We start from the raw sequence: 14,955 nt of genomic DNA on the forward strand, positions 1-14,955 counted from the left end.
GGCTCCGGGGAGGGCGTCAGCTCAGCGGATCGTCAGCTTCTGAAAGGACATGATGTCGAGCCCCAGCACCTCCTATGAGGACATCCGCGCCGACGATGCCGTCGAACGGATCCTCCGATGGTGGCGCGACGATCACCGCGAGCCGGTCACCGAACTCGTCGGGCCCCCGGAATCGGGCAGAACCCAGGTGCTGCGACGGGTGCATGATTCCCTGCCCGCGGGAATATGGGTGGATGCCACCGGGCTCACCGCCGAAGAAGTCCTGCAACGCGTACTGTCCGCGGCAGGAGTGGAATCCCCGCCGCACCGGCGCGCGGGCTGGCGCAGCGAACTGGGGAAAGCGGGCCTCGGCAATCGGCCGGTGTTCCTCGCCAATGCGCACCGCGCGGGCCGCACCCGCAGATCGGCCCAGCCGGACCGGGTGGTCCGCACCTTGGCGCTCGATCTCGCGGTGACGGCCGGCACCAAGGTCGTCGTGGAAGCCGATCCGCCGGCCGAAGAGCCCTGGCTGCTGAACCTGTTGGCACTGCGCCTGGTGTCCGACGGCCCGCCGGACCACCGGCCCGTACCCCGTGAGCTACAGGCCCTCGCCCTGGCCGAATTGCCCCGGGCCCCGGTGGCCGTGTGGCGTGAACTGGCGGACGTACTGGGTGCGCGGTTCCCGGACTCCGCTTCCGCGCTGGAATTCGCCCGGCGATTCCCGGAGTTGCTCACGGTCGACGGCGACGGGGAAGGGAGCGAGGGGGAATCGAGCAACGGGGAATGGGTCGCCTTCCGGGACGAACATTTCGCCCGTCGCATCCGCCGCGGCCTCGGCCCCGAGCAATTCCACGCGGCCGGGGACCGGTTGACGGACTGGCTGCCGGGCCACTTTGCGGGGCCGGTCGCGGAGTACGCCGCCCACGCCCTGCCCCTGCATGCGGTGCAGGCCGACCGGTTCGACGAGATGCAGCACAACGGCGAGCTGGTGGCGCACCTCGACCAGGTGGCGCTGCTCGACGCGGCGTGCTGCCACGCCCCGCGCTCCCTCGACCGGAACACCCCCGCGGGCGACGCGGCCAGTCTCTGGCTGAGCGGGGTCGACTCCCTGCCGCAAGGGACGTGGGCGTCCTGGCTGCATCTGATGAGCACTGTCCGGGGCGACACGGGATTCGCCGCCGGCATCGAGCGTTCCGGGGTGCCCCTCCCGTGGAAGGTCCGCTGGGCGAACTGGCGCCCGCCGGGCGGCTGGGACCTCTCGTACCTCCAGCCCGGTCCGCTGCTGGCCCTCTTCGATGCGACTGCCGAGGTGCCGGCCGTCGGTCGCCGCATCGTGGCCGGTCAGGGTGCCTGGGACCGGCGCGTACGGATCTGGGACGCGCAGACCGGTGAACAGCTCGGCGGCCCCTGGAGCGACGGCGTCCCGCAGCCGGGGCAGGCGGAACCGCTCTGGCCGCGGGACCACGACCCGCAGATCACCCAGCCGTGGGTGCAGCTGACGAACTACGGGGTCGAACCGGAGCTGCTGACCGAAACCCTGCGGCTGGACGGCCTGGTGGTGGTCGGCGGCCTGGGCGGCGTGTTCGCCGTCGAGCCCGCGTCCCCGGACCGTTTCGAAGGCCTGGGGGACCTCCACGGCGAGCCGTTCCTCGCGGAGTTCGGCCGGGTCGGCGGCGGAACGGACTGGGACGCCCCCGATCGCGCGGTCCTGGAGGAGCTGTTCGGGCCCGGCACCGTGCGGCGCCTGGCGGCCGAAGACCTGCCGGCGGGGCTGGCCGACGAAGAGGCCCGCGCGCTGCTGACCGGGACCGGACTGCCGGCGTTCCGTGGGGCGGAGATGCGCCTGACGGCCCTCGGTGACGAGCCGCTCGCCGAGCTGTCGGCGGACGACGTCTGGGAGTTCACCGAGGAGGAGGACGTTCCCGAGCCGGCCGGCCGAGGGGCGTATTACCGGCTGGGCGTCTGGGGCGGCGATCCGCTCGTCCTCGACGGCGAGGGCGGGGGCGTCTACGTCGTACCCGGCGAGGACGGCCACGGCTACGAACAGCCGCTGGTGGCCGGCAGCCTGCCCGCCTTCGTGGCGATGCTCCAGGGCTATCTGGTCGGGCGCTGTCTGCTCCCCATGGCCGCGAGCCTCGCCGAGCGCAAGCGCATCCGGGACCTCATCGAACTCGATCTGGCGGCAATCGACGAGGAGGGCGCGGAGTCCGCGGCCTGGACCGACGTGCTGTACGACGATGCCGGCTGACCCCGCATGGTGCCGCCGGCCCGCCACGGTGTCTCCGTGGCGGGCCGGCGGCATTGCCAGGTGCTGCGCTCAGCCGCGCGCGGCGGCGATCTGCCGCGACATGATCGTCGTCAGCTCGTACGCCGTGTGGGAGGCGGCGACCGAGGTCATCTCCGCGTGGTCGTAGGCGGGCGCCACCTCCACCAGGTCGGCCGAGACCAGGTTGCAGGAGGACAGGCCGCGCACGATCTCCAGGAGTTCGCGGGAGGTGAGGCCGCCGGCCTCGGGGGTGCCGGTGCCGGGGGCGTGGGCCGGGTCCAGGACGTCGATGTCGATGGAGATGTAGAGGGGGCGGTCGCCGATGCGCTGGCGGAGCTGGTCGGCGACCTCGTCGACACCGCGGCGCATGACGTCCGCCGAGGTGACGATGCCGAAGCCCATCTTCTCGTCCTCGTCGAGGTCCTTCTTGCCGTAGAGCGGCCCGCGGGTGCCGACGTGGGAGAGCGCGGAGGTGTCGAGGATGCCCTCCTCGACGGCGCGGCGGAACGGGGTTCCGTGGGTGTACTCGGCGCCGAAGTAGGTGTCCCAGGTGTCCAGGTGGGCGTCGAAGTGCAGCAGCGCGACCGGGCCGTGCTTCTTGGCGACCGAGCGGAGGAGGGGCAGGGCGATGGTGTGGTCGCCGCCGAGGGTCATCATGCGGGCGCCGGTGGCGAGCAGGTCGTCCGCCGCGGCCTCGACCGTCTCCACGGCCTCGTTGATGTTGAACGGGTTGGCGGCGATGTCACCGGCGTCGGCGACCTGCGCGAGCGCGAAGGGGGACGCGTCCTGGGCCGGGTTGTAGGGGCGCAGAAGGCGGGACGCCTCACGGATGGCGTTGCCACCGAAGCGGGCGCCGGGGCGGTAGGAGACACCGGTGTCGAAGGGGACACCGACGACGGCCACATCGGCCCGGCCGCCGACCTCGTCGAGACGGGGCAGTCGGGCGAAGGTCGCGGGCCCGGCGTAACGCGGGATACGGGAGGAGTCGACGGGGCCCACGGGCCCGTTGGATGCGCTGGCTGCGGTGGTCATGAGGGTGAGAGTAGGGAGGGCCGGGCGCGGGGCCCATGGACATTTTGCGGAGATGCGGCCGGCGGCGTTGGACATTTTGGCCAGCGTCCCCCGGGACGGGCGGTGCCCGGGGCCTTGCTCGGTGTCCGCACCCCGGTGCCGCCGCTCCGGCATCCGCACTCCGGTGTCCGGGCTGCGGAACTCCCCGGCCCCGGAACAGGCGTACGGGCACAATGGGCGCTATGCCGATAGCCTCTGCTGCCACCGCACCCTCGCGCGCCGAACTCGTCGATCATCTCGTCCGGACCCGGATCGCCGGTGACGTCGCCACCCCCCGCGAGAACAACCTCTCCCACTACCGCAGACTCGCCAACGGCGAGCGCCACTACTGGTTCGGCCTGGAGTTCGGCGACCGCTGGACGGACGAGCAGGATGTGCTGGCCGTGATGGCGGAGCGCTGCGGGGTGAACGACGATCCGCACCACCGGCAGGGGCAGGACACCATCGACCCCGAGCTGACGGTGGATGCGCTGGACCGGGCGGCCGCGGTGCTGCGCAAGGCGGCCGCCGACGGGCAGCGGGTGCTGTTCGCGACCGGCCACCCGGGCGGGCTGCTCGATGTGCACCGGGCGACGGCCGAGGCGCTGCGCGCCCGGGACTGCGAGATCATGGTCGTCCCGGACGGGCTCCGGGCGGACGACGGGATGGTCTTCCAGTTCGGTGAGGTGGCGATGCTGGAGCGCGGTGCGACGCTGTGGCACACCCACTCCCCCGAGCCGATGGCCGCGATCCTGGACGGGCTGGAGCGGGAAGGGCGGCCGCTGCCGGATCTGGTGATGGCCGACCACGGCTGGGCGGGCTGCGCCGGCCAGCGCGGTATCGACGCGGTGGGCTTCGCGGACTGCAACGACCCGGCCCTCTTCCTGGCCGAGGCCGAGGGCACCCTCCAGGTGACGATCCCCCTGGACGACCATGTCCTGAGCCCGCGCCACTACGACCCGCTGACCGCCTATCTGCTGGACGCCGCCGGCCTGCGCTGAGCCGGCCCGCTCCGCCGGCGCCCGGCCCCGCTCTCGTGGGCCTGCGGCGCCTGGCACGGCAGGGCCACCGCCTGGCACGGCAGGGCCACGGAGACCACAGGACGCCGGGCCTCCCAGTCCTCCTAGGCCTCCTGGCCCCGCGGTACCCGGATGACGCCCTCCTGGATCACCGAGGCCGCCAGCTGTCCGTCGGCCGTGAAGATCCGGCCCTTGCCCAGTCCCCGGCCGCCCTGGGCGGTGGGTGACTCCTGGTCGTAGAGCAGCCATTCGTCGGCGCGCAGCGGCCGGTGGAACCACATCGCGTGGTCCAGGCTGGCGCCGACCACATCGCCGACCGCCCAGCCGCCCCGGCCGTGCGCGAGCAGGATCGAGTCCAGCAGCGTCATGTCGGAGACGTAGGTGACCAGGCAGATGTCCAGCAGCGGGCGGGGGATCTCGCCGTCGTCGTCGAGCTTGCCCTGGGTGCGGAACCAGACCTGGGACCGGGGGTCGCGTACCTCACCGACGGTGCCGAACGGCGGCGCGTCCACGTACCGCAGATCGATCGCGGCCCGGGACTCCAGCAGCCGCTCGGCAACGCCCGGGTCGACGAACCGGTCGGCGTAGCGCGGCAGCATCTCCGCGGCGGTGGGCAGCTCCAGCGGGTCCGGCGCCGGCGGCATCGGCTCCTGGTGCTCCAGCCCGTCCTCGGTCACCTGGAAGGAGGCCGAGAGGTGGAAGATCGGCTGGCCGTGCTGGACGGCGACGACCCGGCGGGTGGTGAAGGACCGGCCGTCGCGGATGCGGTCGACGGTGTAGACGATGGGTGCGCCGGGGTCCCCGGGGCGCAGGAAGTAGGCGTGCAGGGAGTGCGGGGGACGGTCGGCGGGGACCGTCCGCCCGGCCGCGACGAGGGCCTGGGCGGCGACCTGGCCGCCGAAGACCCGGGGCACGACCGAGGGACGGCTCTGGCCGCGGAAGATGTCCTGCTCGATCCGCTCCAGGGCGAGCAGACCGAGCAGGGACTCCAGTGCGTCGTTCACGTGCGTGCGGCCCTTACGGCCTAGAGGCCCATGGACTTGGCGATGATCGACTTCATGACCTCGCTGGTGCCGCCGTAGATGCGGTTGACGCGGTTGTCGGCGTAGAGGCGGGCGATCGGGTACTCGTTCATGTAGCCGTAACCGCCGTGCAGCTGGAGGCACTTGTCGATGACGCGGTGGGCGACCTCGGTGCAGAAGAGCTTGGCGCTCGCGGCCTCGGCCGGGGACAGCTCGCCCGCGTCGAGGGCCTCCAGGGTGCGGTCGGCGACGGCCTGCGCGGCGTCCACCTCGGCCTGGCAGGCGGCCAGCTCGAACTTGGTGTTCTGGAAGGAGGCGACGGTCTTGCCGAAGATCGTGCGCTCCTGCACGTACTCCTTGGCGAACCGGACGGCCGCCGCGGCCTGCGCGTACGCGCCGAAGGCGATGCCCCAGCGCTCCGAGGCGAGGTTCAGGCCCAGGTAGGAGAAGCCCTTGTTCTCCTCGCCGAGCAGGTCCTCGACCGGCACCTTCACGTCGACGAACGCCAGCTCGGCGGTGTCGGAGACCTTCAGGCCGAGCTTGTCCAGCTTGCGGCCGACGGAGTAGCCCGCGGACGTGGTGTCGACGGCGAACAGGGAGATACCGAAGCGGCGGTCGTCCTCCTTCGGCGCGGCGGTACGGGCGCAGACGATCACGCGGTCGGCGTGCACGCCGCCGGTGATGAAGGTCTTGGCGCCGTTGAGCACGTAGTGCGTGCCGTCGTCGGAGAGCTTCGCGGTGGTCTTCATGCCCGCGAGGTCGGAGCCGGTGCCCGGCTCGGTCATCGCGAGGGCCCACATCTCCTCGCCGGAGACGAACTTCGGCAGGAAGCGCTTCTTCTGCTCGTCGGTGGCGAGCATCTTGATGTAGGGCAGACCGAGCAGGACGTGCACGCCGGAGCCGCCGAAGGAGACGCCCGCGCGCGAGGTCTCCTCGTACATCACGGCCTCGAACTTGTACGAGTCTATGCCCGCGCCGCCGTACTCCTCGTCGACACGGATGCCGAAGACGCCCAGCTCGGCGAGCTTGTAGTAGAAGTCGCGCGGGGTCTGGCCGGCCGCGAACCACTCGTCGTACACCGGTACGACCTCGGCCTCGATGAAGGCGCGCAGGGTCTCCCGGAACGCCTCGTGATCCTCGTTGAACACCGTACGGCGCATGCCATGGCCTCCTTAGACCGCCGCGTCTGGCTAAGCGCTTGCTCAGCTTCTCTCCGAAGCGAAAGCTACCCGCCAGTCACTAAAGCTGTCCAGAGGCGGACGAGACCCGGTGGGCGACGCCACACCCCCGCCCCGTACGCGCTACGCCCCCGGCACCCCCGCGGCGATCGACTCCCCCGCCACCGGTTCCCCGGCCTGCGACTCCCCGGCCGCCGCGCCGAACGCGCCCAGCGCCAGCCGGTGCAGCAGTTCCGCCATCTCCGTACGGCCCGGGAGGGCGCCCGGACGGCCGAGGTGCGGGGTGGAGTTGAGCAGGCCGAACACGGCGTGCACCGCGGCGCGGGCCTGGGACTCGGAGGGGACCGGGTGGACCCGCCGGACGACCTCCACCCACAGCTCCACGTACTGCCGCTGGAGCTGGCGGACCCGCTTGCGGTCGGTCTCCCGCAGCCGGTCCAGCTCGCGGTCGTGCAGGGTGATCAGCGGCCGGTCGTCCAGCGCGAAGTCGATGTGGCCGTCGATCAGCGCATGCAGCACCGCCTCGGGACTCCCCCCGCCCTCCGCCACCCGCATCCGGCCGCCCGCCAGCAGCCGCTCGCTGATGCCGACCAGCAGCTCGGCGAGCATCGCGTCCTTGCCGGCGAAGTGCCGGTAGAGGCCGGGACCGGAGATGCCCACGGCCGCCCCTATCTCATCCACTCCGACGCCGTGGAAGCCGCGCTCCGCGAAGAGCCGGGCCGCCTCCTTGAGGATCTGCTCGCGGCGGCTGGTCGGGGCGGAGGCCTGCGCATTACTCATGCCGTCGATTGTAGACAGCCGGGTTAGTGCTCGTTAACCTGAAGGCAATGAGGTTAACGCCCATTAACCCGGATGGCCCGGCAGCCGCGGACCGCGGCTCCGGGAGCGCTGACCGAGCAAGGGGGCTCGTACTGATGGAGCAGGCACCGGTGCTGGGGAGTACCGCCGATCCGGCGTCCGACTCCTGGCGGACCAACGAGGCCGCGCACCGCGAGCTGGCCGCGGAGCTGCGCGAGAGGCTCGCGACGGCCCGGCTGGGCGGCGGCGAGAAGGCCAGGGCGCGGCACACCGCGCGCGGCAAGCTACTGCCCCGCGACCGCGTGGACGCCCTGCTGGACCCCGGTTCGCCGTTCCTGGAGCTGGCGCCGCTGGCCGCGGAGGGGATGTACGGCGGGGCCGCACCGGCCGCCGGCGTGATCGCCGGCATCGGCCGGGTCTCCGGCCGCGAGACGGTGATCGTCGCCAATGACGCCACGGTCAAGGGCGGCACCTACTACCCGATGACGGTCAAGAAGCATCTGCGGGCGCAGGAGATCGCCCTGGAGAACCGTCTCCCCTGTCTCTACCTCGTGGACTCCGGCGGCGCCTTCCTGCCGATGCAGGACGAGGTCTTCCCCGACCGCGAGCACTTCGGACGGATCTTCTACAACCAGGCGCGGATGTCCGGCGCCGGTATCCCGCAGATCGCCGCCGTCCTCGGCTCGTGCACGGCGGGCGGCGCCTACGTCCCCGCGATGAGCGACGAGGCCGTGATCGTCCGCAACCAGGGCACGATCTTCCTGGGCGGCCCGCCGCTGGTGAAGGCCGCCACCGGCGAGGTGGTCACCGCCGAGGAGCTGGGCGGCGGCGAGGTGCACGCCAAGACCTCCGGGGTCACCGACCATCTCGCCGAGGACGACGCCCATGCGCTGCGCCTGGTGCGCAGCATCGTCGGCACCCTCGGCGAACGCGAACCGCTCCCGTGGACCGTGCGGCCCGTCGAGGAGCCCAAGGCCGATCCGGCCGGTCTGTACGGGGCGGTGCCCGCGGACTCCCGTACGCCCTATGACGTCCGGGAGGTGATCGCCCGGCTCGTGGACGGCTCGCGCTTCGCGGAGTTCAAGGCGGAGTACGGCACGACGCTGGTCACCGGCTTCGCCCATCTCCACGGCCACCCGGTCGGCATCGTCGCCAACAACGGCATCCTGTTCTCCGAATCCGCCCAGAAGGGCGCCCACTTCATCGAGCTGTGCGACCAGCGCGGCATCCCGCTGCTGTTCCTGCAGAACATCTCCGGCTTCATGGTCGGCCGCTCGTACGAAGCCGGCGGTATCGCCAAGCACGGCGCGAAGATGGTGACGGCGGTGGCCTGCACCCGCGTGCCCAAGCTGACGGTCGTCATCGGCGGCTCCTACGGCGCGGGCAACTACTCCATGTGCGGCCGGGCCTACTCCCCCCGCTTTCTGTGGATGTGGCCGAACGCCAAGATCTCGGTGATGGGCGGCGAGCAGGCCGCCTCCGTCCTCGCCACCGTCAAGCGCGACCAGTTGGAGGCGCACGGCGAGGAGTGGAGCGCCGAGGACGAGGCCGCCTTCAAGGCACCGGTCCGCGAGCAGTACGAGACCCAGGGCAACGCCTATTACGCGACCGCGCGGCTGTGGGACGACGGGGTCATCGACCCGCTGGAGACCCGGCAGGTGCTGGGGCTGGCGCTGACCGCCTGCGCCAACGCGCCACTGCCCCAGAAGGACAGCACAGCGCCCGGCTACGGCGTCTTCCGGATGTGAGAGGGATGTCCCCAGCAATGGCCACCAATTTCGACACCGTGCTCATCGCCAACCGCGGCGAGATCGCGGTCCGTGTCATCCGTACGCTGCGCGCCCTCGGCATCCGCTCGGTCGCCGTCTTCAGCGACGCGGACGCCGACGCCCGGCACGTGAGGGAGGCCGACACCGCCGTACGGATCGGTCCGGCCCCGGCCGCCGAGAGCTATCTGTCCGTGGAACGGCTGCTGGACGCGGCCGCCCGGACCGGCGCCCAGGCAGTCCATCCGGGCTACGGCTTCCTCGCCGAGAACGCCGCCTTCGCCCGCGCCTGCGCGGACGCCGGGCTGGTCTTCATCGGCCCGTCCGCCGAGGCCATCGAGCTGATGGGCGACAAGATCCGGGCCAAGGAGACGGTGCGCGAGGCCGGCGTCCCGGTCGTCCCCGGCTCCTCGGGCAGCGGGCTGGACGACGGCCAACTGGCCGCCGCGGCCCGGGAGATCGGCATGCCGGTGCTGCTCAAGCCGTCCGCGGGCGGCGGCGGCAAGGGTATGCGGCTGGTCCGCGACGAGGCGCTGCTGGCCGACGAGATCGCCGCCGCCCGCCGCGAGGCCCGCTCCTCCTTCGGCGACGACACCCTGCTCGTCGAGCGCTGGATCGACCGGCCCCGGCACATCGAGATCCAGGTCCTGGCCGACGGCCACGGCAACGTCATCCACCTCGGCGAGCGCGAGTGCTCCCTCCAGCGCCGCCACCAGAAGGTCATCGAGGAGGCCCCCTCGGTCCTGCTGGACGAGGCGACCCGCGCCGCGATGGGCGAGGCGGCCGTGCAGGCGGCCCGTTCCTGCGGCTACCGCGGCGCCGGCACCGTCGAGTTCATCGTCCCGGGCAAGGACCCCGCCTCGTACTTCTTCATGGAGATGAACACCCGCCTCCAGGTCGAGCACCCGGTCACCGAGCTCATCACCGGTCTCGACCTGGTGGAGTGGCAGCTGCGGGTCGCGGCCGGCGAGCATCTCCCCTTCGCCCAGGAGGACATCACCCTCACCGGGCACGCCATCGAGGCGCGGATCTGCGCCGAGGACCCGGCCCGCGACTTCCTGCCGACCGGCGGCACGGTGCTCGCGCTCCACGAGGTGCAGGGCGACGGGCTGCGCACGGACTCCGGTCTGTCCCAGGGCGTGGAGGTCGGCAGCCGCTACGACCCGATGCTCTCCAAGGTCATCGCCCACGGCCCCGACCGGGCGAGCGCGCTGCGCCGGCTGCGGGCCGCGCTGGCGGAGACGGTCACCCTCGGGGTGACCACCAACGCCGGTTTCCTGCGGCGGCTGCTGGCCCACCCGGACGTGGTCTCCGGCGAGCTGGACACCGGCCTGGTGGAGCGCGAGGCGGCCGGTCTGGTCGACGGCGGGGTGCCGGACGAGGTGTACGCGGCGGCCGCCGCGGTACGCCAGGACGCCCTGGAACCGGCGGTGGCCGAGGACGGCTGGCGCGACCCGTTCGCCGCGCCGAACGGCTTCCGCCTCGGCGGCGAGCCCTCGCCCGTCCGCCACTGGCTGCGCGTCCCCGGCCACGACCCGGTCGCCCACGACGTACGGCCGGGTGCACAAACGGCCGGGCAGGTCGCAGCGGACCGCGTACGGGTCACCGTCGACGGGGTGCTGCACACCTTCCGCCACAGCGGCGACTGGCTCGGCCGGGACGGCGACTCCTGGCAGGTGACCACGTACGACCCGGTCGCGGCGGCGCTGCGCGGAGCCGCCGGAGCACATGGCGCGGACACCCTGGCCGCCCCGATGCCGGGGACCGTCACCGTCGTCAAGGTGGCCGTCGGCGACGAGGTGGCCGCCGGCCAGGGCCTGCTGGTGGTCGAGGCGATGAAGATGGAACACGTCATCTCCGCGCCGCACGCCGGGACCGTCACCGAACTGGACGTCACCGCAGGCACCACCGTCGCCATGGACCAGATCCTGGCCGTCATCGCCCCCCACGAGACCCCCGAAGAGGCCGCCGCGTCCGCGACGGCACCCGCGGACGAGCAGGGGAGCGCCTCATGACCGCAGCCGGACTGCCGATGGAGGTCACCGCGGAGGGGCTGCCCACCCGCGTACGGATCCATGAGGTCGGCGCGCGCGACGGGCTGCAGAACGAGCAGACCGTCGTGCCCACGGAGATCAAGGCCGAGTTCATCCGCCGGCTCGTCGACGCGGGCCTGCCGACCGTCGAGGCCACCAGCTTCGTCCACCCCAAGTGGGTGCCCCAACTCGCCGACGCGGAGCAGCTGTTCCCGCAGCTGGACGGCATCGACCCGCACCGGCTGCCCGTGCTGGTGCCCAACGAACGCGGTCTGGACCGTGCGCTCGCCCTGGGCGCCCGCCGGGTCGCGGTGTTCGGCAGCGCCACCGAGTCCTTCGCCAAGGCCAACCTCAACCGCACGGTCGACGAGGCGCTGGCGATGTTCGCGCCGGTCGTCGCGCGGGCCAAGGACGCCAAGGTGCAGGTCCGCGGCTATCTCTCGATGTGCTTCGGCGACCCCTGGGAGGGCCCGGTGCCCGTCGCGCAGACCGTCCGGGTCTGCCGGGCGCTGCTCGACCTGGGCTGCGACGAGCTGAGCCTGGGCGACACCATCGGCGTGGCCACCCCCGGCCACGTACAGACCCTGCTGGCCTCCCTCAACGAGGCCGGCATCCCCACCTCCCGTATCGGCGTGCACTTCCACGACACCTACGGGCAGGCCCTTGCCAACACCTTCGCCGCGCTTCAGCACGGCGTCACCACCATCGACGCCTCGGCGGGCGGCCTCGGCGGCTGCCCGTATGCCAAGAGCGCCACCGGCAACCTCGCCACCGAAGACCTCGTGTGGATGCTGCACGGCCTCGGCATCGAGACCGGGGTCGATCTGGACCGGCTGACCGCCACCAGCGTGTGGATGGCCGAGGTCCTGGGCCGGCCGAGCCCCTCGCGTACCCTCCGTGCCCTCTCCCACCAGGAGTGACCCTCATGTCCCTTGACCACCGTCTGCCCGCCGAGCTGGAAGAACTCCGGCGTACGGTCGAGGCGTTCGCGCACGACGTCGTCGCCCCGAAGATCGGCGAGTACTACGAGCAGCATGCGTTCCCGTACGAGATCGTGCAGGAGATGGGCCGGATGGGCCTGTTCGGCCTGCCGTTCCCCGAAGAGTACGGCGGGATGGGCGGCGACTACCTCGCCCTCGGCATCGCCCTGGAGGAGCTGGCCCGGGTCGACTCCTCGGTGGCCATCACCCTGGAGGCCGGCGTCTCCCTGGGCGCCATGCCGGTCTACCACTTCGGCACGGAGGAGCAGAAGCGCGCGTGGCTGCCCAAGCTGTGCAGCGGTGAGATGCTCGGCGCCTTCGGCCTCACCGAACCGGACGGCGGCTCGGACGCCGGCGCGACGCGGACGACTGCCGTACGGGACGGCGACGACTGGGTGATCAACGGCAGCAAGTGCTTCATCACCAACTCCGGTACGGACATCACCGGTCTGGTCACGGTCACCGCCGTCACCGGCCGCAAAGACGACGGCTCCCCGCTGATCTCCTCGGTCATCGTGCCGTCCGGCACCCCCGGCTTCACGGTCGGCGCCCCGTACTCCAAGGTCGGCTGGAGCGCCTCGGACACCCGCGAGCTGTCGTTCGCAGACGTCCGGGTCCCGGCCGCCAACCTGCTGGGCGAGGAGGGCCGCGGCTACGCCCAGTTCCTGCGCATCCTCGACGAGGGCCGGATCGCCATCGCCGCGCTGGCCACCGGCCTGGCGCAGGGCTGTGTGGACGAGTCGGTGCGCTACGCCAAGGAACGGCGGGCCTTCGGCCGCGCGATCGGCAGCAACCAGGCCATCCAGTTCAAGCTCGCCGACATGGAGATGCGCGCGCACACCTCCCGGCTGGCCTGGCGCGACGCCGCGTCCCGGCTGGTGCACGGCGAGCCCTTCAAGAAGGAGGCCGCCCTCGCCAAGCTCTACTCCTCCGAGATCGCGGTGGACAACGCCCGCGAGGCCACCCAGATCCACGGCGGGTACGGCTTCATGAACGAGTACCCGGTCGCCCGGATGTGGCGGGACGCCAAGATCCTGGAGATCGGCGAGGGCACCAGCGAGGTCCAGCGGATGCTGATCGCCCGGGAGCTGGGGGTCTAGGAAGGTAACCGGCCGGGCGGCCGCAGCCGCCCGGCCGGATCGCTCACTTCGCCGGCCAGGGCACTTCCGGCGAGCGGTAGTAGTTGATGCCCAGCGCGTCCCACCGCGGCCCCTGGGCCGCCAGCCGCACCTTGTAGTCGTCCCAGTCGTGCGTGGACGCCGGGGACCAGCCCAGCTCCGCGATGCCCGGCAGCCGCGGGAAGGCCATGTACTCGATGTGCGCGGAGGTGGAGAGGGTCTCCGACCACAGGGGCGCCTCGACGCCGAGCACGGAGCCCGCGGGCGCACCGTCGAGGTAACTGCCCGGGTCCCAGTCGTAGGACCGCTCGACGCCGACATAGCCGGCCCAGGACAGGCCCAGCGGCGTGTTCTTGTCGTACTTCATGTCGAGGTAGGCGCGGTCGGCGGGCGAGAGGACCAGCCGGGTGCCGTTCCTGGCGGCGTCGACGACCTGGTTGCGCTCCGCCGTGCCGGTCTTGTCGTAGCCCCAGTACTGCGCGACGGCGCCCTTCGCCGGGTGCGCCCCGGTCAGCTGGTGCCAGCCGATCACGCTCTTGCCGTACTTGGCGACCAAGGGCTGCACCTTGTCCATGAAGGTCACGTAGTCCTCATGGCTGGTGGAGTGCGCCTCGTCACCGCCGATGTGCAGCGCGCGGCCCGGCGTCAGGGCCGCCAGCTCGCGCAGGACGTCGTCCACGAACTCGTACGTCTCCTTCTTGGGGACGCACAGCGAGCTGAAGCCGACCTGGGTGCCGGTGTAGAGCGGCGGTGCCTGGCCGTTGCAGTTGAGCGGGGCGTAGGAGGCCAGTGCGGCGTTGGTGTGGCCCGGCATGTCGATCTCGGGGACGACGGTCAGATAGCGGGCGGCGGCATAGCGGATGATCTCGCGGTAGTCGTCCTGGGTGTAGTAGCCGCCGGGCCCGCCGCCGACCTGGGTGGAGCCGCCGTAGGTCGCCAGCCGCGGCCAGGACTTGAGGGCGATCCGCCAGCCCTGGTCGTCGGAGAGGTGCAGATGCAGCTTGTTGATCTTGTACATGGCGAGCTGGTCGATGTACCGCTTGACCTGCGCGACGGTGAAGAAGTGCCGGGAGACGTCGAGCATCGCGCCGCGGTAGGCGTAGCGCGGGGAGTCGGCGATGGTGCCCCCGGCGATCCGCCACCGCCCGGAACGGTCGCGCTGCCGCTCCGCGTCGGGGGGCAGCAGCTGGCGCAGGGTCTGGACGCCGTGGAAGAGGCCGGCCGGGCGGGCGGCGCTGATCGTGACCGCGCGGCCGCCGGAGGTCAGCCGGTAGCCCTCGGCGCCCAGGCCCTTGGTACCGCTGCCGCCGAGCCGGAGGACGATGCCGTCCCGGCCGTCCTTGGTGGTCACCGGAAGGCCGTAGCCGGTGGTCGGCCGCAGCAGGCCCGCCAGATACCCGGCGATCTTCTTGGCCTCGCCGGAGCCGCCCGGCACACGGATCCGGGTGCCCTCGCCGAGGGTGTACGCCTCCCCGCCGCCGCGTACGGAAGCGGGCGCGGGGATCACCTGGTCCAGTGGGGTGGCGGCCGCGGCGGCGGCGCCGGGCCCGCCCATGGGCGGTACGGCGGCGGTCCCCAGCCCCGCCGCCGCGGCCAGCAGCAGCGAGAACAGCAGTCTGCGTCGTCTCATCGACGGTCCCTTTCGGCGAACCTCGTGCATGACGTCGTGCATGGCATGGAGCGACCGAACGGTGACCATGCGTACCGTGAGCCTGGATTCCGGTCAAGGTTTAGACCACTTTCCGG

General features: G+C 72.1%; 11 protein-coding genes. 6 read left to right on the forward strand and 5 right to left on the reverse strand.

All coding sequences use genetic code 11. The features are described 5' to 3' along the window. The first annotated feature begins 52 nt into the window (after positions 1–52). Positions 53–2,227: an SUKH-4 family immunity protein gene (locus tag K7C20_RS13255; protein WP_053208863.1), complete on the forward strand. Its 2,175-nt coding sequence runs from the start codon at positions 53–55 to the stop codon at positions 2,225–2,227. 69 nt (positions 2,228–2,296) lie between these two features. On the opposite strand, the gene speB is transcribed toward K7C20_RS13255, so the two are convergent. After that, on the reverse strand, positions 2,297–3,277 hold the full coding sequence (gene speB, locus K7C20_RS13260) for an agmatinase (RefSeq protein WP_030080979.1): 981 nt from the start codon (positions 3,275–3,277) through the stop codon (positions 2,297–2,299). A 221-nt stretch (positions 3,278–3,498) separates the two neighbouring features. Here speB and K7C20_RS13265 point away from each other — a divergent pair, with 221 nt between their 5' ends. Next, a complete protein-coding gene (locus K7C20_RS13265; RefSeq protein WP_030080981.1) occupies positions 3,499–4,296 on the forward strand; it encodes a phosphatase in 798 nt (265 codons plus the stop codon). A 122-nt stretch (positions 4,297–4,418) separates the two neighbouring features. Here K7C20_RS13265 and K7C20_RS13270 read toward each other — a convergent pair whose 3' ends face one another. From K7C20_RS13270 to K7C20_RS13280, 3 genes are all read right to left on the reverse strand, one after another. Next, positions 4,419–5,318, reverse strand: coding sequence for an acyl-CoA thioesterase (locus K7C20_RS13270; RefSeq protein WP_030989477.1), 900 nt, complete (start codon positions 5,316–5,318; stop codon positions 4,419–4,421). Between the two features lie 20 nt (positions 5,319–5,338). Continuing rightward, positions 5,339–6,496 (reverse strand): acyl-CoA dehydrogenase family protein, encoded by a 1,158-nt coding sequence (locus K7C20_RS13275; RefSeq protein WP_030989475.1) that lies wholly within the window; start codon positions 6,494–6,496, stop codon positions 5,339–5,341. 141 nt (positions 6,497–6,637) lie between these two features. Beyond that, positions 6,638–7,294, reverse strand: coding sequence for an SACE_7040 family transcriptional regulator (locus tag K7C20_RS13280; protein WP_030080989.1), 657 nt, complete (start codon positions 7,292–7,294; stop codon positions 6,638–6,640). Positions 7,295–7,428: 134 nt separating this feature from the next. On the opposite strand from K7C20_RS13280, the gene K7C20_RS13285 reads away from it, so the two are divergent. From K7C20_RS13285 to K7C20_RS13300, 4 genes are read left to right on the forward strand one after another with little or no spacing between them, the layout of a single operon-like run. Continuing rightward, positions 7,429–9,060 (forward strand): carboxyl transferase domain-containing protein, encoded by a 1,632-nt coding sequence (locus tag K7C20_RS13285; RefSeq protein ID WP_053209957.1) that lies wholly within the window; start codon positions 7,429–7,431, stop codon positions 9,058–9,060. Between the two features lie 17 nt (positions 9,061–9,077). Continuing rightward, positions 9,078–11,093: an acetyl-CoA carboxylase biotin carboxylase subunit gene (locus tag K7C20_RS13290; protein WP_053209958.1), complete on the forward strand. Its 2,016-nt coding sequence runs from the start codon at positions 9,078–9,080 to the stop codon at positions 11,091–11,093. Continuing rightward, a complete protein-coding gene (locus K7C20_RS13295) occupies positions 11,090–12,031 on the forward strand; it encodes a hydroxymethylglutaryl-CoA lyase (protein ID WP_030080993.1) in 942 nt (313 codons plus the stop codon). The genes K7C20_RS13290 and K7C20_RS13295 overlap by 4 nt, the downstream gene beginning before the upstream one ends. Before the next feature lie 5 nt (positions 12,032–12,036). Then, complete coding sequence (locus tag K7C20_RS13300) at positions 12,037–13,191, forward strand: acyl-CoA dehydrogenase family protein (protein WP_030080995.1); 1,155 nt, start codon at positions 12,037–12,039, stop codon at positions 13,189–13,191. 43 nt (positions 13,192–13,234) lie between these two features. On the opposite strand, the gene K7C20_RS13305 is transcribed toward K7C20_RS13300, so the two are convergent. After that, complete coding sequence (locus K7C20_RS13305; protein ID WP_030080997.1) at positions 13,235–14,839, reverse strand: beta-N-acetylhexosaminidase; 1,605 nt, start codon at positions 14,837–14,839, stop codon at positions 13,235–13,237. Positions 14,840–14,955 lie beyond the last annotated feature (116 nt).

Origin of the sequence: Streptomyces decoyicus (genome assembly GCF_019880305.1) — a bacterium.
In the GTDB taxonomy this organism is placed as follows: domain Bacteria; phylum Actinomycetota; class Actinomycetes; order Streptomycetales; family Streptomycetaceae; genus Streptomyces; species Streptomyces decoyicus.

Bases quoted from the DNA above. Each gene is read 5' to 3' on its own strand.
- K7C20_RS13255 (WP_053208863.1), top strand. From the start codon at position 53: ATGTCGAGCCCCAGCACCTCCTATGAGGACATCCGCGCCGACGATGCC.
- speB (WP_030080979.1), bottom strand. From the start codon at position 3,277: ATGACCACCGCAGCCAGCGCATCCAACGGGCCCGTGGGCCCCGTCGAC.
- K7C20_RS13265 (WP_030080981.1), top strand. From the start codon at position 3,499: ATGCCGATAGCCTCTGCTGCCACCGCACCCTCGCGCGCCGAACTCGTC.
- K7C20_RS13275 (WP_030989475.1), bottom strand. From the start codon at position 6,496: ATGCGCCGTACGGTGTTCAACGAGGATCACGAGGCGTTCCGGGAGACC.
- K7C20_RS13280 (WP_030080989.1), bottom strand. From the start codon at position 7,294: ATGAGTAATGCGCAGGCCTCCGCCCCGACCAGCCGCCGCGAGCAGATC.
- K7C20_RS13285 (WP_053209957.1), top strand. From the start codon at position 7,429: ATGGAGCAGGCACCGGTGCTGGGGAGTACCGCCGATCCGGCGTCCGAC.
- K7C20_RS13290 (WP_053209958.1), top strand. From the start codon at position 9,078: ATGGCCACCAATTTCGACACCGTGCTCATCGCCAACCGCGGCGAGATC.
- K7C20_RS13295 (WP_030080993.1), top strand. From the start codon at position 11,090: ATGACCGCAGCCGGACTGCCGATGGAGGTCACCGCGGAGGGGCTGCCC.
- K7C20_RS13300 (WP_030080995.1), top strand. From the start codon at position 12,037: ATGTCCCTTGACCACCGTCTGCCCGCCGAGCTGGAAGAACTCCGGCGT.
- K7C20_RS13305 (WP_030080997.1), bottom strand. From the start codon at position 14,839: ATGAGACGACGCAGACTGCTGTTCTCGCTGCTGCTGGCCGCGGCGGCG.